A 19,390-nucleotide genomic window follows, 5' to 3' on the forward strand; every position below is an offset into this window, starting at 1 on the left:
ATGAGCTTCGTCAGTGTCGAAAACCTGCAGAAGAACTACGCCAGCACAGCGGTCTTCAGCGATATCAATTGCGTGATCCACAAAGGCGAATTCGTCACCTTGCTCGGCCCGTCCGGTTGCGGCAAATCCACCCTGCTGCGCTGCATTGCCGGACTGACGTCGGTCACCAGCGGCAAGATTTTTCTCGACGGCAAGGATCTGGTCCCCGTCTCGCCGCAGAAGCGCGGGATTGGCATGGTGTTCCAGAGCTATGCGCTGTTCCCCAACATGAATGTCGAGCAGAACGTGGCCTTTGGTCTGCGCATGCAGAAAGTCAGTGCCGAGGATACGAAACAGCGTGTAGCCGAGGTGTTGAAACTGGTCGAGCTGACCGAGCTTGCCAGGCGCTATCCGCATCAGATGTCCGGTGGACAGTGTCAGCGTGTGGCACTGGCGCGTTCACTGGTCACCCGCCCTCGCCTGCTGTTGCTCGATGAGCCACTGTCTGCGCTGGATGCACGCATTCGCAAACACCTGCGCGAACAGATCCGCGCGATCCAGCAGGAGCTGGGGCTGACCACCATTTTCGTGACTCACGATCAGGAAGAAGCGCTGACCATGTCGGACCGCATCTTTCTGATGAATCAAGGGCGAATCGTCCAGAGCGGCGACGCTGAAACGCTGTACACCGCGCCGGTGGATGCATTCGCGGCGGGCTTCATCGGCAACTACAACCTGCTTGAGCCTGACGATGCCAGCCGCTTGATGCAGCGACCGATCAACAGCCGGGTGGCGATTCGTCCCGAAGCGATCCAGCTGAGCCTGACCGGTTCGCTGGAAGGTGAAGTGCGCAGTCACAGCCTGTTGGGCAACGTGATCCGCTATCGGGTCGAAGCACGGGGAGTGGAGTTGGTCGTCGACGTGCTCAACCGCTCGGCCAACGACTTGCACCCCAACGGCCAGCGCGTCACCCTGAACATCGAAGCGTCGGCGTTGTGCGAAGTGGCTTAGAAGCACGCCGTACTCTCTGTAGGAGCACGCTTGCCCGCGATTGAGCTCGATCAAATACAACATCGGTGTCTGACACGACGCTATCGCGGGCAAGCGCGCTCCTACAAAGTCCATGCATAGGCAACAAATTTGTTAGAGGAGCAAAACGATGGCACTGGCCATTTTCGATCTGGACGAAACCCTGATCCACGGCGACTGCGCCAGCCTGTGGAGCGAGCAGATGGGCCGGCTGGGCTGGGTCGATCCTGAATCGTTCCTGAAAAAAGACCATGAATTGATGGAGGCCTACAGCAAGGGCGATCTGGCGATGGAAGACTACATGGCGTTCAGCCTGGAGCCGATGATCGGTCGCACGCCTGAAGAAGTGGATTTCCTCGTCGGCCCATGGGTTGAAGACTTCATCGAGCCGATTATTTTCAGTGACGCCACCAAAGCCATCGCCGAACACCGCGCCGCTGGCGACCGCATCCTGATCATCTCCGCGTCCGGCGTGCATCTGGTCCGCCCCATCGCTGAACGCATCGGCGTGGATGAGGTGCTGGCCATCGATCTGGACATCGCCCATGGCGTTTACAGCGGGAAAACGAAAGGCGTGCTGACCTACCGTGAAGGCAAGATCACTCGCTTGCTGGAGTGGCTGGATCAGGAAGGCGAAAACCTCGAAGGCGCAAGTTTCTATTCAGACTCACGCAATGACCTGCCGCTGTTGCAGAGGGTCGATTTCCCCCATGTAGTCAATCCGGATCCGGTACTGCGTGAAGCGGCGCAGACAGCGGGATGGCCGATTCATAGCTGGAAGTAGCAGGCGCGTCATTGATTGTTCCCACGCTCCGCGTGGTAACACAGTGATCGACGCTCCGCGTCGCTTTGGACACACAGCGTCCTGCGAGACATTCCCACGCAGAGCGTGGGAACGATCATCGTCATCAATCAGCGCAACCGATAAAGCCTGATATCACTTCAGGCTTTCATCGATCACCAACACCACCTTCCCCGAGACCTGATTGGTCGCCAGCTCCGCGTACGCCTCTTCCGCTTCCAGGATCGGAAAGCTGCGGGCCAGTTGTGGCTTGAGGCGGCCCTCGGTGAACAGCGGCCAGACGTGCTGGCCCAGATCGGCAAGCAGATCAGCCTTGAATTGGTCATCGCGGCTGCGCAGGGTCGAGCCGAGAATCTGGATGCGCTTGCCCAGCACCTGGGCAAAATCCAGCTCGGCCTTTCGCCCGCCCATCAAACCGATCAACACCAGCCGCCCGTCCGTACCCAGCACTTTCAGGTTCAGCGCGGCATAGTTGGCGCCGACCGGGTCGAGGACGACGTGAAACGGTGCGAAGTCGTTCAGGCCGTCCAGGCTTTCGTTGCGGATCACACCGCCCTGGGCGCCGAGTTCTTCGCAGTACGCCAGACGGTCGGCCGATCCCACACTGACCCAGCACGGGCTGCCGAATGCCTTGCACAGCTGAATGGCAGCTGAACCAACTCCACTTGCACCGGCGTGCAGCAAAACTTTTTCACCGGGCTTGAGCCCCGCCAGTTGGAACAGGTTCAGCCAGGCCGTTGCATAGACTTCGGGAATCGCCGCCGCTTCATGCAGCGAGATGCCCTCTGGTACGGGTAAAACATGCCGTGCGTCGACGACTACTTCTTCTGCCATCGCCCCGCCTGCAACCAGCGCACAGACGCGGTCGCCCACTTGCCATGAGGTCCCGGAACCGATCTCGGCGATCACGCCGGAACACTCCATCCCGAGGATTTCCGTGACGCCGGGCGGTGGCGGATAAAGCCCCGCACGTTGCAGCAAATCCGCTCGGTTGAGCCCTGCCGCCGCGACCTTGATGCGAACTTGCCCCACATCGAGCGTCGGTGATGGCTGTTCAACCCATTCCACGTGACCTTCAACGCCTTGCAATGCTTTCACGGTGCCTCCATAGTGAGTCTTGACTGAGCCAGTGTGCATCTAAGCATCCTGGCTTTCTTGCATTATGCGACCGGCGCCCAAGGGAACCGGCGATCTCAAAGACGGCCTAATATGCGTTATCAATTGTCCCCGCGTCGAATCAGCATGAAGCAATTTTTGCCCAGCACCACCCTTGCATTACTCATTGGCCTGGCCGCGTTGCCAATGTCAGCCAGTTCATTCGCAGCCAACAGCTGGGATAATCTTCAACCTGATCGCGATGAAGTCATCGCCAGTCTGAATGTCGTGGAGCTGCTAAAGCGCCACCATTACAGCAAGCCGCCGCTGGACGACAAGCGTTCGGAAATCATCTATCAGAGCTATCTGAAACTGCTCGACCCTGCGCGCAGTTACTTTCTGGCGAGCGACATTGCCGAATTCGACAAATGGCGCTTTCAGTTCGACGACTTCCTCAAGAGCGGCGATCTGAACCCGGGATTCACTATCTACAAGCGCTATCTGGACCGCATCAAGTCGCGTCTGGATTTCGCCCTGGCCCAATTGAGCAAAGGCGTCGACAAGATCGACCTGAACACGCAGGAAACCCTGCTGGTCGATCGCAAGGACGCGCCATGGCCGAAGAACGAAGCAGAACTCGACGACCTGTGGCGCAAGCGCGTCAAGGACGAGGTTCTGCGTTTGAAGATCGCGGGCAAAGACCCGGCCAAGATTCAGGAAACCCTGACCAAGCGCTACAAGAATCAACTTGCACGTCTGGGTCAGACCCGCAGCGAAGACATCTTCCAGGCTTACCTGAACACCTTCGCGATGTCCTACGATCCGCACACCAACTACCTGTCACCTGACAGCGCGGAAAACTTCGACATCAACATGAGCCTGTCGCTGGAAGGCATCGGCGCCGTCCTGCAGAGCGACAACGACAACGTCAAGATCGTGCGTCTGGTTCCGGCCGGCCCTGCCGCCAAGACCAAGCAAGTCGCCACCGCAGACAAGATCATCGGCGTTGCCCAGGGCGACAAAGAGATGGTCGACGTGATCGGCTGGCGTCTCGATGAAGTGGTCAAGCTGATCCGCGGTCCAAAAGGCTCGGTGGTACGTCTGGAAATCATCCCGGCCAGCAATGCGCCGAACGATCAGACCACCAAGATTGTGTCGATCACCCGCGAAGCGGTGAAGCTTGAAGAACAAGCGGCGAAGAAGTCGATCCTGCACCTCAATCAGGATGGCAAGGACTACAAGCTGGGCGTGATCGAGATTCCTGCTTTCTACCTGGACTTCAAGGCCTACCGTGCCGGCGATCCTGAGTACAAGAGCACCACCCGCGACGTGAAGAAACTGCTGACCGAATTGCAGTCGGAAAAAGTCGACGGCGTGGTCATCGACCTGCGTAACAACGGCGGCGGTTCGTTGCAGGAAGCCACTGAGCTGACCAGCCTGTTCATCGACAAGGGCCCGACCGTTCTGGTGCGTAACGCCGACGGCAAGGTCGATGTGCTGGAAGACGAAAACAGCGGCGCGTTCTACAAAGGCCCGATGGCGCTGCTGGTCAACCGCCTGTCCGCTTCGGCTTCGGAGATCTTCGCCGGCGCGATGCAGGACTATCACCGCGCGCTGATCATCGGTGGTCAGACCTTTGGTAAAGGCACCGTGCAGACCATCCAGCCGCTCAACCACGGCGAGCTGAAACTGACACTGGCGAAGTTCTACCGGGTCTCCGGTCAGAGCACCCAGCATCAGGGCGTGCTGCCGGACATCGCGTATCCGTCGATCATCGACACCAAGGAAATCGGCGAAAGCGCGCTGCCCGAGGCAATGACCTACGACACGATCAAGCCTGCGATCAAGCCGGCGGTGGATCCGTTCAAGCCATTCCTGGCCCAGTTGCAGTCACGCCACGATGTGCGTTCGGCCAAAGACGCCGAGTTCGTGTTCGTCGAGCAGAAGCTGGCACTGGCCAAGAAATTGATGAGCGAGAAGACCGTCAGCCTGAACGAGGCCGAGCGTCGCACCGAGCACGCCGACGTCGAGAGCAAGCAGTTGGTGATGGAGAACACCCGTCGCAAGGCCAAGGGCGAAGAACCGCTCAAAGAGCTGAAGAAAGAAGACGAGGATGCGCTGCCAGTGGACGACGACAAGACCAAACCGGAAGACGACGCCTACCTGTCGGAAACCGGGCGGATTCTCATCGATTATCTGGGTTTGAGTGGTTCCGTGGCAAAGAAGTAAGGAATTGAAGACCTCGTCATGAACCATGACGAGGTCAGCCTCCTTACGCGGATCCAGCATCTGCGGTTGCTAAAAAGGGGCTCGACGCCAAAGCGTCGAGCCCCTTTTTTATTTGCTCTGCGCAGCGGGTTGACCAGGCAGCCACCCGCGCGGGTCTTGCCCCGTCCTACTCAGGCCTGGCCTGCTCCGGATACTCGAACTCGAAGACTCGCACCACCTCAGCTGCATGCCAGGAGGCTGCTGCGACGCCGTCAGAGGGCCCGGAGAAGCGGCCGAGGCGCTCGGCACATTCGAAGAATCCGGTGCGTGGCAATCGACTCGCGCCCTGGCTGATCACCAGAGAGCTGCGCAGAGGCTGCTCGACGCGGGCGTCGATGGCAGCGAGATGTTCAAGCGCAGCGGTAAGGGTTTGCATCGCGGGAGTGGGCAACTGTAGACGCTCCAGTAACGCGCGATAGGTGACGAGATGGCGTTGCCGACGCGCCATGTCCAGTTCAGCCAGCAGCGCTTCCCAGTGCTGACGGCTGATCCGCACGCTCATGGCTCACCTCGCCAGCCAGGCACACCCAATTCCCACGCCAGGCTTCGGAGGATCGCAGCATCGGGCTGGCGCGTGCCGTTCTCGATGAGCTCAAGGTACGAAGGGCTGATGCCAACCGTACGCGCCAACTGCCCGAGCGCCAACCCTTTGGCCTCACGCAAAGCACCCAGTTGATCGAGAGAGGGAAGTTCGGCAGAAGCAGAAACCGTTGAATCGGCAGGTTGCGCAGTGGACGAAGTGTTTTGTGGATGAGAAACGCCAGCTGCCTGCAACAGCGCCTGATACTGCGCCCATGGCAACACTGCGTACTCTGGCTCTCCATCACGAGAAATGACCTGAAGATCCATACCACCCCCTGTAGGACAAAAAACTGTTTCTAGTAGTCTTTTTCTTTGTATTGGCGGCATCTTAACAGCGGACGGGCAGAACTTGCGTGCATGTAATCGACACAGTTTTCTCAGGAGCGACTTTTTCGAGGGTATTTCGGCGCAAACGGGAAAGATGCGACGTATTACCCTGTCCAACGGCGACGAACGTCTGTAGCAGTCCGGCTTGTCGACGGTGGCGAAATTGAAGACGCCATCGCCGGCAAGCCGGACTGCCACAACGGTGACGAATTCGATGCATCATTTAGGGGAGGCGAACGTCAGACCAAGGCAGCCCTCAATCCTTCTTTTCACGCTCCAGTAACTTCGGTGTCGCGGGTAGACGCTCGACCACCGCCAGCTTTTCCGGATTCTGCCGCTCGCGCCAAGCTCGAAAGGCGCTGAGTTCGGCTTCCAGATTTTTCATTACCCAGGCCAGCACGGCGATGTCGTCCAGCATGCCCAGCCCCGGAATCCAGTCAGGGATGGCGTCCAGCGGGCTCAGGAAGTACATCAAACCGGCCACCACCGAAAGAATCGCCTTACCGCTGATGGCGCGGTACTCGCCCCGCCAGTAGGCCAGGCACAGGGCTTGAAGCAGTTTCAGATCATCCTTGAGCTTGCCAAGCCGGTTGCCTTCGCTTGCGGCTTTGCCGGCAACGGCGAACAGCAATGCAGGCAAACGACCCGCCGCCATGAGCCGTTTTGCCATGGGCAGGTATCGAATGAAGCTCCAGGGTGCTTTCATATTCTCTCCGGCGATGTCGATAAAAATCGATAAAACGGACAATCAATCTCGATTGAGGGACCCAAGTACAGTGAGCAAGGGTCCACGCACGAAAGGTTATCCACACAAATTGTGGATAACCTTGTGAACAGACCCAGATTTGGGCGCTGAAACGCCCGTTCTACAGGGGTCTGGCTCAAATCGCGCGTTTTTTACACACAAACATGAACGCAGAAAAGCGTTGACTTGAGTGCTTTCAGAAGCTATCGGAAGCCAGGATTCGAACCCGTTGGATCGTCCGACAATCCCGACATTTGCCCAACATGCCAACGGTATTGGGACTGTGTGTGCCCTACCCGGTTCGATTTGTTTTCAACAAAAATGAAAATGCCCCGTCGAGACGGGGCATTTTCGTAGAAGCGGCAATCGAAGAGTCGATTACTTCTTGGCGGCCGGCTTGGCAGGTTCTGCTGCCGGTGCAGCCTCTTCTTCCTCGTCCGCACCTGCGGCAGCATCGTTGGCACCTGCAGCGGCAGGATCCTTGATGCCCAGCAGTTCCAGATCGAATACCAGCACCGAGTTGGCCGGGATCATCGGGCTAGGGCTTTGCGCGCCGTAAGCCAGTTCGCTAGGAATGTAGAGCTTGATCTTCTCGCCGACGTGCATCAGTTGCAGGCCTTCGACCCAACCCGGAATCACGCCGCTCACGGGCAGATCGATCGGGCTGCCGCGCTCGACAGAGCTGTCGAACACTTTGCCGTCGGTCAGCTTGCCTTCGTAGTGAACGGTCACGACGTCAGTAGGCTTGGGCACCGGGCCGTCGGCTTTCTTGATGATTTCGTATTGCAGACCGGAAGCAGTGGTGGTGACTTCCTTACGCTTGCCATTCTCTTCGAGGAATTTTTTGCCGGCGGCTGCCGACTCTTCGCTCATCTTGGCCATGCGCTCTTCAGCACGCTTCTGCAGCTCGCCGAAGGCTGCTACCAGTTCGTCGTCTTTGAGTTTCTGTTCTTTCTTGCCGACGGCATCTTCGATGCCCAGCGCTACGGCCTTGGAATCCAGATCGTCCATCCCTTCCTGAGCCAGGCTCTTGCCCATGTTCAGGCCGATGCCATAAGAGGCTTTTTGTGCCGGGGTTTTCAGCTCAACGGTGCTGGCTTGCTTATCGCAGCCCGCGAGTACCAGACCGACCAGGGCAATCGCCGCTGCCAACCGATGCTGTTTCATCCTGTTTCCTTGTTCATGCGCCAATAGGGCAAACGAGTAAAGCCGCGAGCTTATCAGGCCGCCGCGATCAATGGCTACCGGCATGAGAGGGGGAAAAGGTAGATAAGTTCAGGTAACCAAAGGTTTTCTTGTTCTATCGGGAAAACCGTTCAGTTTTGGTTCAGGCGCAAACCAGAAACGGGAATCCGGCATGCGGGAATTTTCCGAAAGTGCCAAACGCAGGACATGCCGTCAGCGTTCGCTATTTCGCAATAAAGCACTTTTCGACGGGGCATTTATGACCGCTTCGTGCATGGACAAGACAGTACATTAGGACTGCATGGTCCCGCAGAGCGACCGACAACAAAACCTCCAGCTCGCTTATGAAATCTGCCAACCATCCGGAGCCTTCCTCATGACCAAACCCCGTAGCAACGCTTTGAAGCTGGCGAGCCTGGCGCTGTTGATCAGCGGCACCACCCAGGCCTTTGCCGAAGACATCACGTTCGTCTCCCAGGGGGGTGCTTATCAGGAGGCGCAGAGCAAGGCGATCCTTGAACCTGCGGCAAAGAAACTGGGCCTGACATTGAAACAGGACAGTTCGCCCAAGGCTTATCCGATCATCAAGACCCAGGTGGAAAGCGGCAAAGTCACCTGGGATGTCGTGGACCTGCCCACCGGCGACTGCATTCGCGGCGAGTCGGAAGGTCTGTTCGAAAAGCTCGACCCTGCCCTGATTCCCAATGCAGCTCAACTGCCTGCGGCGCTCAAGGATGATTACAGCGTGGGCTACATCAGTTATTCCACCGTGCTGGCCTATCGCACCGATGCATTCAAGGGCAAGGACGTACCCAAGACCTGGGCTGATTTCTGGGACACGAAGAAATTCCCCGGCCAGCGCTCGCTGCGCAATCTGCCCCGCCCTACCCTGGAAATCGCCTTGCTGGCCGATGGCGTTCCTGCCGACAAGCTCTATCCGATGGATGTCGATCGCGCGTTTAGGAAACTGGAGCAGATCAAGCCCGACATCGCCACCTGGTGGACCTCCGGCGGACAGTCCGCCCAACTGATCAGCGACGGCGAAGTCGACATGATCCAGGCGTGGAACGGCCGCATCAGCGCTGTGCAGGCAGCCGGCGCCCCGGTGGCGTTCGACTATAACCAGGGCATTCTGGAAACCAACTCGCTGTGCGTGCTCAAAGGCTCGCCACACAAGGCCGCCGCGATGAAGTTCGTCAACGAAGCAATCGACGCGAAGCTGCAAGCCGCCCTGCCAATGATCATCGACTACGGCCCGCTCAACCCCGAAGCGTTCAACACCGGTGTGATCCCTGCCGAGCGCGCTGCGAAGCTGCCATCCTCACCCGAGAACATTTCCCGTCAGGCCCTGTTGTCCGCGCAATGGTGGGCGTCCGAGGCGGGCGTCAAAGCCGAAGAGCGCTGGTTGTCCTTCGTTCAGAAAAAGTAATGGGAGGCCCCATGTCCAACGCTTACCTCGCCAAAACCCTCCCCGACTCCAGCGACCAGCGCCAGCCGCCGCTCACCAGTGAGCACGCACTGGCTCGGGAGGAGCGCAAGGAACACACCTCGATGCTGCTGTTGCTCGCGCCCGCGCTGGTGATGGTGGTCGTGCTGTTGATCCTGCCGCTGTGCTGGCTGGCGGTGCAGTCGGTGCAGACCGAAGAAGGGTTCTCGCTGGTCAACTACCTGCGCATCTTTCAGGAGGCGATTTACTGGGACACCTTCGCCCTGACCTTCAAGATCAGTTTTCTGGTGACCATTCTTTCGATCGTCATGGGGTTTCCCATTGCCTATGCGGCATCACGCCTGCACGGCTTCTGGGCCAACCTGGTATTGATCTGCGTGATCCTGCCGTTCTGGACCAGTGTGCTGGTGCGTTCCTACGCCTGGCTGGTGCTGCTGCAGCGGCGCGGTCTGGTCAACCAGACCCTGATCGACCTGGGCATCATCGACCAGCCCCTGAACCTGATGCACAACACCACCGGCACCGTCATCGGCACCCTGCATGTGATGCTGCCGTTCATGGTGCTGCCGCTGTATTCGGTGATGAAGAAGATCCCTCAAGACCTGATGCAGGCCTCGGAGAGTCTGGGCGCCAAACCCTTCTACACTTTCCGCCGCGTATTCTTGCCGATGGCGGCGCCAGGCATCATGGCCGGTTCCATTCTGGTGTTCGTGATCTGCCTGGGCTTCTTCATTACGCCGGAACTGCTGGGCGGCGGACGCACGATTCTGGTGTCGATGCTGGTGCAACGCAACGTCGAGCTGTATCACGCCTGGGGCGCGGCCAGCGCTGTCGGTCTGGTGCTGTTGTTCGTGGTGTTCCTGATCTTCTGGGGCATCAATCGCTTCATCCCCATCGAACGCATTCTGGGAGCGCGCTAAATGAACCTGCTTGCCAACCTGCGTCACATCAAGCTTTCACACCTGGTGTTCACCGTGGTGGTCGCGGCGATCCTGCTGTATTTGATCATCCCGGTGCTGATCGTGGTGCCGATGTCGTTTTCCGAAGCGCGCTTTCTGCAGTTCCCTCCCAAGCAGTGGTCGTTCCACTGGTATGAGGCGTTCTTCAACAGCGTTGAGTGGATGTCGGCGGCAAGGGTCAGTCTGATCACGGCGTTCTTCACCATGGTCATCAGCCTGCCGATCGGCATGGCTGCCGCGTACGCCATCAACAGCTCGAGCCTGAAAGTGGTGCGTACGCTGCAGATCATTCTGCTGCTGCCGATGATGGTGCCGATCATCCTGATCGCCGCCGGTGTGTTCTTCGTCTATGCGCGAGTCGGGCTAATCAGCACCATGACCGGGCTGGTACTGGCGCACATCATGCTGGCGCTGCCTTACGTGATCATCGCGCTGCTCGCCGGGCTGCGTAACTTCGACATGTCTCAGGAGATGGTGGCGCGCAGTCTGGGCATGAACCGCTTCCGCGCCTTCATGGCCGTGACACTGCCGCAGATCAAGCCGAGTCTGGTGTCGGCCACGCTGTTTGCGTTCATCACATCACTGGATGAAACGGTGGTGGCGCTGTTCATCTCCGGTGGCGACAACCAGACCCTCACCAAGCGCATGTTTACCGCCCTGCGCGACGAAATCGACCCGACCATTGCGGCAATCAGTTCGATCCTGATTCTCGCGTCGCTGATCCTCGTCGTGATTGCCGGGCGCAACAAGCAGTAGGAAACACGCCGCACTCTGGGAGCGATGATCGTTCCCACGCTCCGCGTGGGAACGGCCTCTGTGACGCTCTGGGTCACGCCGGGTGGACGCAGAGCGTCTCGGGATGCATCCCCACGCGGAGCGTGGGGATGATCATTCGCGAAGCGCAGGAGGTTTCTGCCCAACCGGCGCCCTGTCACGCGTCCAGCCTCCCAGCACAGCCTGCCGTCAATCCTCGCAATTCAGCATCTATCACCCGCCAAGCTGCTCATCTCGGCATCGGCGGCTGGGCGAGGATTTTTACAATGAGTCCATCGCTCGTACCCTCAAGGCCCTGATCATGTTGAAAAACCAACTGCGTGACCCTTCACTTCTTGTCGAACGTGCCTACGTTAATGGCGCCTGGATCGATGCCGATGACGGCCAGACCATTGAAGTGACCAATCCCGCTGACGGCACCGTCATCGCCCGGGTTCCGGCCTTGCAGGCGGCGGAGACCCGCCGTGCCATCGAGGCCGCCGAATCGCGCTTCGCCACCTGGCGCGAAGTGCCGGCGGCCGAACGTGCTCGCTTTCTGGAAACCTGGTTCGCGCTGATCATGGAGAACCAGGAGGACCTGGCGTTGATCATGACCGCCGAGCAAGGCAAACCGCTGGCAGAATCCCGCGGCGAGATCGGCTATGGCGCCAGCTTCGTCAAATGGTTCGCCGAAGAAGCCCGGCGCATTTATGGCGACACCATCCCCTCGCCCGCCGCGGACCGCCGTATTCTGGTACTCAAACAACCCATCGGCGTGGTCGCTGCGATTACCCCGTGGAACTTCCCCAACGCGATGATCACCCGCAAATGCGCGCCTGCACTGGCGGCGGGCTGCACGGTGTTGGTCAAACCTTCGGAAATGACCCCTTTGTCGGCTCTGGCACTAGCGGTGCTGGCAGAGCGCGCGGGCATTCCAGCGGGTGTGTTCAACGTCCTGACCGGTATGCCCGCGGGCGTTGGCGGCGAGATGACCGCCAACCCTGCGGTGCGCAAGCTGTCGTTCACCGGCTCGACCCGAATCGGTCAACTGCTGATGAGCCAGTGTGCGAGCACTATCAAGCGCCTCAGTCTGGAACTGGGTGGCAACGCGCCGTTCATTGTCTTCGACGATGCGGATCTGGACCTGGCGATTGCCGGTGTCATGCAGAGCAAATTCCGTAACGCCGGGCAGACCTGCGTGTGCGCCAACCGGATTCTGGTGCAAGACGGCATTTACGACCGTTTTGCCGAACGCCTGAGCGCCGCAGTCGCCCAGTTGAAGGTCGGCGATGGCCTGGAGAATGGCGTCACCATCGGCCCGCTGATCAACGCGGCGGCCGTGGACAAGGTCGGGCGACACATCAACGACGCGCTGGAGAAAGGCGCCAGCATCGCCATCGGCGGCGCTCCGCGAGGCGACGGCCTGTATGTGCAGCCGACGGTCCTGCGCGATGCCAACGCCGACATGTTGCTGGCGACCGAAGAAACGTTCGGCCCGGTTGCACCGCTGTTTCGCTTCAAGGACGAAGCGGAGGCTCTGGCGCTGGCCAATGCCACCCCATACGGCCTGGGCGCCTACTACTTCACGCAGGACATGCGCCGTGCCTGGCGGGTGGGCGAGCGCCTGGAGTTCGGCATGGTCGGGCTCAACACCGGGATCATTTCCATGGAGGTCGCGCCCTTCGGCGGCATGAAGCAATCGGGCACTGGCCGTGAAGGCTCCAAGTACGGGCTGGACGAATTCCTCGAAGTCAAAGCCTGGCACATTGGCGGGTTGGGTTAAGCCCTCTGTAGGAGCGCGCTTGCCCGCGATGGCGGTGTTTCTAAACGCATATTGGCAACGGGCAAATCGCAATCGCGGGCAAGCGCGCTCCTACAAGGGGGGTGCGGTGTGTTCGCAGCGTTGATGCGTGGCGCAGCAAGTTCGCGATGTGTTCGCAACGTTGATGCGTGGCGCAGCAAGATTTAACCCCCCGCCGCACAGCAGATCCTGTTGGTGCGGCGGCCCAAAACGGCACGAATCAGGCCTGCGCCTGTGTTCAGATGACAAGCAGACTTATCGGGCAATCCCCCGTTCTGCAGAGGAGGACGCTTCATGAATTTCACTGAAGGTTTTGAATCGGTCAGCGTCAACAAGGTGTGCAAACACTACGGCAGCCTCAAGGCATTGAACAACGTCGATCTGAAGGTCGAAGCCGGGGAATTCATGTCACTGCTCGGCCCGTCGGGTTCGGGCAAGACCACGCTGCTGAGCATTTTGGGCGGGTTCATCCGGGTCAGTTCCGGCAGCATTTTCTTCGGTGAACGGGACGTCACCCTCATGCCGCCGCACAAGCGCGAGATCGGTGTGGTGTTCCAGAACTACGCGCTGTTTCCGCACATGACCGTGGGCGAAAACGTGGCCTTTCCGCTGCGCGCCCGAGGCGAAAGCGCCAGCAAAAGCCGCGACCGGGTCAAGAGCGCACTGGCAACCGTCGAGCTGTCCGGTTACGAAGACCGAAACATTGCGGCGCTGTCCGGCGGTCAACGCCAACGCGTGGCGCTGGCTCGCGCCATCGTCTTCGAACCTAAGCTGATCCTCATGGACGAGCCGCTGTCGGCGCTGGACAAGCAACTGCGCGAGATCATGCAGATCGAGTTGCGTGCCCTGCACAAACGCCTGGGCGCGACCATGATCTACGTCACTCACGATCAGCGCGAAGCCCTGACCATGAGCGACCGCATCGCGATCATGCGCGGCGGTCAGTTGGTACAAGTCGATACGCCACGGCGCCTGCACGATCATCCGGCCAACGATTTTGTCGCCAGTTTCATCGGCGAAAGCACGCTGGTGCCGCTGCAACGTGGAGAGAACAACGGCCTGACACTGGGCACCACAGCACTGCGCACCACCCGGCCGGTGCCGCCGTCCGGGGATGTGTTCCTGGCGCTGCAATCGGAAAAACTGCTGCTTGACAACGACAGCTCCGGGCCCGAATGGAACCGCCTTCGCGGGCGGGTTTCCGACATCGTCTTTCAAGGTGAGAGCCTGAAGGTGTTCGTCGATCTGGAGGGCGGCCCCACCGTCAGCCTGCGTCAGCCGAGCCACCACGAAGGCAACCTCAGTCTGCCGCCAATCGGCTCGCCGATGATGATGCGCCTGCATCCGGAAGACACCATCGTCGTTCCGCGCGCCGGGGTTTGATTCAGATGATCGTTACCACGCTGCGCGCGGGAATGCCGTACCGGACGCTCGGCGTCTAACCGGTAGCCGACGCGGAGCGTTGCGAGATGCATTCCCACACGGAGCGTGAGAGCGATCAATACGCAGAGCGTGGGAACGGTCAACGATTTCAAAAATTCTGCGCAGCGAAATATGTCGTAACACCCCCGCAAAACAGTCGATCACAGCGCTGGCCACCCCAAGTTCAGCGCTTGTGATTCCGGCCAGTCCTTATCCTGATCACATCACCCGCCACCCTCGGCGTTCACGGAGATCGAGATGAATTCTGCATTGACTGAAAACCAGCGCCTGCTGGCCCTGCGCGAACAACACGTGCCTCGCGGTATCGCGACCGCGCACCCTGTCGTGGCCGCGCGTGCTCAAGGTGCTGAACTATGGGATGTGGATGGCAAGCGCTACCTGGATTTCGTCGGCGGCATCGGCGTGCTCAACGTCGGCCACAACCACCCCAACGTGGTCGAGGCGGTGCGTCGTCAGGTCGGCGAGATCTCTCATGCCAGCTTCCAGGTCGTGGCGTACGAAAACTACATCGAAGTGGCGGCGCGCCTGAACAAGATGATCGGCGGGGACGCGCATTACAAAAGCGTGTTGTTCACCTCCGGCGCCGAAGCGGTAGAAAATGCGGTCAAGATCGCCCGGGGTTATACAAACCGCACTGCGGTGATTTCCTTCCGGGGCGGCTTTCATGGCCGCACCTTGCTGGGGGTCACACTGACCGGCATGAGCCAGCCCTACAAGCAGAATTTCGGGCCCTTCCCCGCCGAGCTCTATCACGCGACTTACCCCACCGCCTATCGCGGCATCAGCAGTGAAGACGCGCTGGCCGAGCTGGACGAACTGTTCGCCACCGACGTCGCGCCTGATCGTGTCGCCGCCATCATCATCGAGCCGGTCCAGGGCGACGGCGGCTTCCTGGCAGCGCCAAAAGAATTCCTCCAGGCCTTGCGCGCGCGGTGTACGCAGCACGGCATCGTGTTGATTCTCGATGAAATCCAGGCAGGTTTCGGACGTACCGGCACGATGTTCGGTTTCCAGCACGCCGACATCCAGCCGGACCTGGTGACCGTCGCCAAGAGCCTGGCCGGTGGCATGCCGCTGTCGGGCGTCGTCGGTCGCGCCGAGATCATGGACGCACCGACGCCGGGCGGTCTGGGCGGCACCTATGGCGGTAACGCAGTGGCGTGTGCTGCGGCGCTGGCGGTGCTCGATCTTTTCGAGGAGCACGATCTGCTGGCACAAGGCGAGACACTGGCAGCGCAGCTCAACGAGGGGCTGCTGGCGTTGCAGAAACGCTATCCGCGCATCGGCGACGTGCGCGGTCTGGGGTTCATGCAAGCCATCGAGATGGTGGCCGACGACGCAGTCCAAAGCCCGGATGCGGCACTGGCGCAGAAGGTCATCGACGAAGCACGCAACGCCGGATTGCTGGTGATCAAGTGCGGCGTGCATCGCAACGTGGTGCGCTTCCTCGCCCCGCTGGTGACCACACCGGCGCAGGTGGCCGAGGCTTTGCAGATGCTCGACAAGGCGCTGTCCGTCGCCTGTTGAGCGACTGTTCAACGTGTCACTCGACCCGGCCTGCCAGCGCAGTGCCGGGTCGTGAGCTCAACCATCATGGAATCGGAACGTGCTATCCAGGAGCCAATCATGAAAGTCACCCAGTACAAGGCTTTGGGCTTGTCGTTCGGCACCCTGGTTGACCGCGAACGGGGCATTCTCGAAGGGCTGCGACCGCTGGCAGTGCAGAGTGAATCGAATACCAGCGACGCTCAGTTGCTCAGCACTTATCGACAGGTGGCGCAGGCGCTTGCCAGCACGGCAACACAGGTCAGCGCGACGGCTTTTCACGGCCAGCTTTACCAGCGTGTGGCGCAACAATTGCAAATCATTCCGGGCTGGGATGAAAGTGTGGCATTCAGTAGCTCTTCGTCCCAGTGGCCGATTTTCGAAGATGCTCCAGGTGCCCTTCAGTACCTGAGCAAGTTCTACCGTTTGATACTGATCGCCCCACCCCAAGGCGTCGATGTACTTGCGCTGGCTCGGCGCCTGCCGGTCGAATTCGATGCGATCATCGAACCCGGCAGCGACGATTGGCATAGCAGCCTCGAGACCGAGCTGCAGCGTCTGGGACTGGAGCGTTCAGAACTGTTACCGGTGCGCAGTACCGAAAGCGACGACCCGTGGATCGAACGGGTGGACTTTCCGGTGTGCACCCTGCGCCGCGGCCATAACCGGCCGTGGAACCATTCGCCTCAGGCAATGGACGGCAAGCGCTGCGAATACGCCAGCCTCGCCGATCTCGCACATGCCCACCAAAAGGCATTGCACGCCTGAGACCGAAGGCCCAGATTCGACATTGCGAGGACTGACCAATGGACGCTGCAACCAAGCTCGATCGTATCGACATCAACATTCTGGTCCAATTGCAGAAAGACGGGCGCATGACCAACGTCAGCCTCGCCGAAGCCGTGGGCCTGTCGCCCAGCCCTTGCCTGCAGCGGGTCAAACGCCTGGAAGCAGCCGGTTATATCAGCGGTTACGAAGCCCACGTCAATCTCGCCAAGTTCGCCAATTCGGTGACCGTGTTCACCGAAATGACCCTGTCGGACCACAAGCGTGCCGACTTCGTGAAGTTCGAATCGAGCATTCGCAACATCGACGAAGTGCTGGAGTGCCACTTGATCAGCGGGGGTTATGACTATCTGGTGCGCTTCCTGTGCAGCAGCATCCAGCATTATCAGGAACTGATGGAATCGATCCTGGACAAGAACATCGGCATCGAAAAATACTTCAGCTACATCGTGATCAAGTCGCCGGTGGTCAAGAGCACCGTGCCGTTGCGCAGCCTGGTCAGAGCGGTTTGAGTCTTCGCAAAAAAAAGGGCTGAAAGGCCCTTTTTTCACGTGCGTTGAAAACTACGACAAAATGCAGAACACCTTGCGCACCGTCTCTTCGCTGCGCCATGCGTTGGTCGCGCCCTTGGGCACCATCACCGTTTCGCCTGCTCGTACATGATGACTGTCACCCTGCTCTGCGGTGAGGGTCACTGAACCTTCGAGAATGAACATCAGCTCGCTGTAAGCGGGCTCCACCTGTTTGCGCGCATACGCCTCGCATTGCCACAGGCCGATACGCAGGTTCGCGGCGCTGAACAGGGTTTCGCTCCAGGCGCTCGGGGTGCCGGTCAGTAGCACATTCGCCGACGGTGGACTGGCCGCCGACAGGGATTGAGACAAGTCGATCCGGATCGGCATTTTCGGCATGTCGGTGCAGGCTTCCAGCCCCGGAAACGCCATGAACAATCGGCGCAGTTGCCCACGGTGATGCCAGCGAACACGAACGCCACGAGGCACCACGAAGCAGTCACCGGCCCTGAGTTGCAGATCGAAACCGTCGCCTTGCAAACGCAGTTCGCCCGCTTCGACGATGCCCAGTTCGACCCAGGGAAAATCCTCGATCAACAGATTCGCGCCGACGCTGACACTGCTGCCGGTCGCATACCCCTGCAGCGGATCGTGGAAGTTGATCACACGTCCGGCGGCCAGCGGATCGCCTTGCAGGGCAAAGGCTGCGCACGGCAACTGCCGGTCGGTGTGAGGCGTGGAGTAAAGCAGGATCGGTGGCATGGTTTAACGCTCGCTCATCGGCCGATGACATCAAGGAACTGCTGCCAGCCCGCCGCCAGGCGAACGCCCGGTGCGCGGAAGGCGTGCAAGGGAATAGGGTTGAAGTTGTCGCCCGCCAGCAAGCCGAGATCGACCTTCTCGCCCGCCGTCATCGCCGCCAGTTGTCTGCCCATCCAGGTCGACATCGCAACCCCGCCGCCGTTGTAGCCAATGGCGTAGAAACTGCGCTCGTCCAGTTGCCCGGCATGGGGCAGATAATCGAGGGTCATCGCCACCAGACCGGACCAGCGATAGGCAATTTTCTGATCGCGCAGCACCGGAAAAACCACGCCCATGCTGCGTTGCAGATCGTCGAAGGCGCTGTGCGAGTCGTCTTTGCCGAATGCCCCTCTGCCACCGAAAATCAGGCGATCACCGATGACCCGGAACCAGCGCAGCATGCGCTTGGTGTCGCCACAGACCTGCCCGCCCGGCATGAGCGTGGCGAGAATGTGCGGGGGCAGCGGGTCGGTGGCAATGATCGCGCTGCGGAACGGAATCAGCCGACGATGCAAGGTGTCAGTGACGCGGGTCTGATCCGAATAACCGTTGGTGGCGTAGATCACCTGCCGGGCACTGACTCGTCCCTGCGGCGTCTGCACGATGACGCGATCACCCTCACGACGGACCTGTTCGGCGGGGCTGTTGATGAACAGTTTCACGCCGCGATCGACGAGGTGCTGAGCCATGCCGCGCGCGTAATTAAGAGGATGGATACCGCCTGCCTTGGGGGTCAGCAAGCCCCCGGAGAAAATCGTGGCGCCAGTCATTTCCCGCACCTGATCTGCCGAGATCATCACCGACGACGCGCCACCGGTTTCACGTTTGATCCAGTTCGCGGTGGACTCAAGACCGCCCAACGCATGAACGTTGTGCGCCGCTGCGATGTGCCCGCCCATGTGCAGGTTGGCGCCAGTCAGACCAAGGGTTTGGACCGTCTCCACCAGACTGTCCACGGCGGCATAACCGGTGCGGTACATCTGCAAGGCCGTGTCACGGCCGAACCGCGACATCAGTGTCGAAAAACCTACGCGAAACTTGGGCGACACCACGCCGCCGTTACGCCCGCTGGCGCCCCAAGCCAGGGTGTTGGCTTCGACGATCAGGGGCTCGCGCCCACTTTCAGCGATGTGACGAGCTGCCGAGAGGCCGGTATAACCCGCGCCGATGATCACCACGTCGCACTGCCGCTCGCCTTCCAGGGATTGCAGCGCAGGTGCAGGTTGGGCGGTGGCCGCCCATAAGCTCTGAACAGTCATGCCGGCATCTCGGATAAATAAGGACTGACGCTCGCCTGAACTGTATGACACGCAATGCTCTGTAGCAGCGCG

General features: G+C 59.9%; 18 protein-coding genes. 11 read left to right on the forward strand and 7 right to left on the reverse strand.

All coding sequences use genetic code 11. The features are described 5' to 3' along the window. Together D3M70_RS20685 and D3M70_RS20690 are read left to right on the forward strand one after the other, a co-directional pair. Positions 1–990, forward strand: coding sequence for an ABC transporter ATP-binding protein (locus D3M70_RS20685; RefSeq protein WP_120127527.1), 990 nt, complete (start codon positions 1–3; stop codon positions 988–990). A gap of 148 nt (positions 991–1,138) precedes the next feature. Further along, positions 1,139–1,792, forward strand: a complete 654-nt coding sequence (locus D3M70_RS20690) for an HAD family phosphatase (protein WP_120127528.1) — start codon at positions 1,139–1,141, stop codon at positions 1,790–1,792. 153 nt (positions 1,793–1,945) lie between these two features. Here the strand turns inward: D3M70_RS20690 and D3M70_RS20695 are convergent, their stop codons facing one another. Further along, positions 1,946–2,908, reverse strand: coding sequence for a zinc-binding dehydrogenase (locus tag D3M70_RS20695; RefSeq protein WP_120127627.1), 963 nt, complete (start codon positions 2,906–2,908; stop codon positions 1,946–1,948). Between the two features lie 144 nt (positions 2,909–3,052). Between D3M70_RS20695 and D3M70_RS20700 the strand changes: the two genes are divergently transcribed. Beyond that, positions 3,053–5,134 (forward strand): carboxy terminal-processing peptidase, encoded by a 2,082-nt coding sequence (locus D3M70_RS20700; RefSeq protein ID WP_177418459.1) that lies wholly within the window; start codon positions 3,053–3,055, stop codon positions 5,132–5,134. A 166-nt stretch (positions 5,135–5,300) separates the two neighbouring features. On the opposite strand, the gene D3M70_RS20705 is transcribed toward D3M70_RS20700, so the two are convergent. The 4 genes from D3M70_RS20705 to D3M70_RS20720 all read right to left on the reverse strand — a co-directional run bounded on the left by D3M70_RS20705 (position 5,301) and on the right by D3M70_RS20720 (position 7,994). Further along, the gene (locus tag D3M70_RS20705; RefSeq protein ID WP_120127530.1) at positions 5,301–5,675 is read right to left on the reverse strand and encodes a hypothetical protein; all 375 of its coding nucleotides are present in this window, start codon (positions 5,673–5,675) and stop codon (positions 5,301–5,303) included. Further along, on the reverse strand, positions 5,672–6,022 hold the full coding sequence (locus tag D3M70_RS20710; protein ID WP_120127531.1) for a helix-turn-helix domain-containing protein: 351 nt from the start codon (positions 6,020–6,022) through the stop codon (positions 5,672–5,674). Before D3M70_RS20710 ends, D3M70_RS20705 begins: the two co-directional genes overlap by 4 nt. A 316-nt stretch (positions 6,023–6,338) precedes the next feature. Further along, entirely contained in the window at positions 6,339–6,788 is a 450-nt protein-coding gene (locus D3M70_RS20715; RefSeq protein ID WP_120127532.1) for a YkvA family protein, read from the reverse strand. Positions 6,789–7,205: 417 nt separating this feature from the next. Next, complete coding sequence (locus D3M70_RS20720; protein WP_120127533.1) at positions 7,206–7,994, reverse strand: FKBP-type peptidyl-prolyl cis-trans isomerase; 789 nt, start codon at positions 7,992–7,994, stop codon at positions 7,206–7,208. Positions 7,995–8,388: 394 nt separating this feature from the next. On the opposite strand from D3M70_RS20720, the gene D3M70_RS20725 reads away from it, so the two are divergent. The 8 genes from D3M70_RS20725 to D3M70_RS20765 all read left to right on the forward strand — a co-directional run bounded on the left by D3M70_RS20725 (position 8,389) and on the right by D3M70_RS20765 (position 17,258). Then, positions 8,389–9,441, forward strand: a complete 1,053-nt coding sequence (locus tag D3M70_RS20725; RefSeq protein ID WP_120127534.1) for an ABC transporter substrate-binding protein — start codon at positions 8,389–8,391, stop codon at positions 9,439–9,441. Between the two features lie 11 nt (positions 9,442–9,452). Continuing rightward, positions 9,453–10,379, forward strand: coding sequence for an ABC transporter permease (locus tag D3M70_RS20730; RefSeq protein WP_120127535.1), 927 nt, complete (start codon positions 9,453–9,455; stop codon positions 10,377–10,379). Beyond that, positions 10,380–11,174 carry an ABC transporter permease gene (locus D3M70_RS20735; RefSeq protein ID WP_177418461.1) on the forward strand — a complete coding sequence of 265 codons (795 nt, stop codon included), beginning with the start codon at positions 10,380–10,382 and terminating at the stop codon, positions 11,172–11,174. A 319-nt stretch (positions 11,175–11,493) separates the two neighbouring features. Next, the gene (locus D3M70_RS20740; RefSeq protein ID WP_120127536.1) at positions 11,494–12,954 is read left to right on the forward strand and encodes an NAD-dependent succinate-semialdehyde dehydrogenase; all 1,461 of its coding nucleotides are present in this window, start codon (positions 11,494–11,496) and stop codon (positions 12,952–12,954) included. Between the two features lie 312 nt (positions 12,955–13,266). Next, a complete protein-coding gene (locus tag D3M70_RS20745) occupies positions 13,267–14,355 on the forward strand; it encodes an ABC transporter ATP-binding protein (RefSeq protein WP_120127537.1) in 1,089 nt (362 codons plus the stop codon). Positions 14,356–14,652: 297 nt separating this feature from the next. Continuing rightward, positions 14,653–15,942, forward strand: coding sequence for a 4-aminobutyrate--2-oxoglutarate transaminase (gene gabT / locus D3M70_RS20755; protein WP_120127539.1), 1,290 nt, complete (start codon positions 14,653–14,655; stop codon positions 15,940–15,942). A gap of 99 nt (positions 15,943–16,041) precedes the next feature. Next, entirely contained in the window at positions 16,042–16,728 is a 687-nt protein-coding gene (locus tag D3M70_RS20760) for a haloacid dehalogenase (protein WP_120127540.1), read from the forward strand. Positions 16,729–16,766: 38 nt separating this feature from the next. After that, complete coding sequence (locus D3M70_RS20765) at positions 16,767–17,258, forward strand: Lrp/AsnC family transcriptional regulator (RefSeq protein ID WP_081567735.1); 492 nt, start codon at positions 16,767–16,769, stop codon at positions 17,256–17,258. A gap of 51 nt (positions 17,259–17,309) precedes the next feature. Here the strand turns inward: D3M70_RS20765 and D3M70_RS20770 are convergent, their stop codons facing one another. Both D3M70_RS20770 and D3M70_RS20775 read right to left on the reverse strand, forming a co-directional pair. Next, positions 17,310–18,020 (reverse strand): cupin domain-containing protein, encoded by a 711-nt coding sequence (locus D3M70_RS20770; protein ID WP_120127541.1) that lies wholly within the window; start codon positions 18,018–18,020, stop codon positions 17,310–17,312. Positions 18,021–18,034: 14 nt separating this feature from the next. Then, on the reverse strand, positions 18,035–19,318 hold the full coding sequence (locus D3M70_RS20775; protein ID WP_165869859.1) for an FAD-binding oxidoreductase: 1,284 nt from the start codon (positions 19,316–19,318) through the stop codon (positions 18,035–18,037). Positions 19,319–19,390: the final 72 nt, after the last annotated feature.

Source organism: Pseudomonas sp. LS-2, assembly GCF_003605735.1.
Lineage (GTDB): Bacteria > Pseudomonadota > Gammaproteobacteria > Pseudomonadales > Pseudomonadaceae > Aquipseudomonas.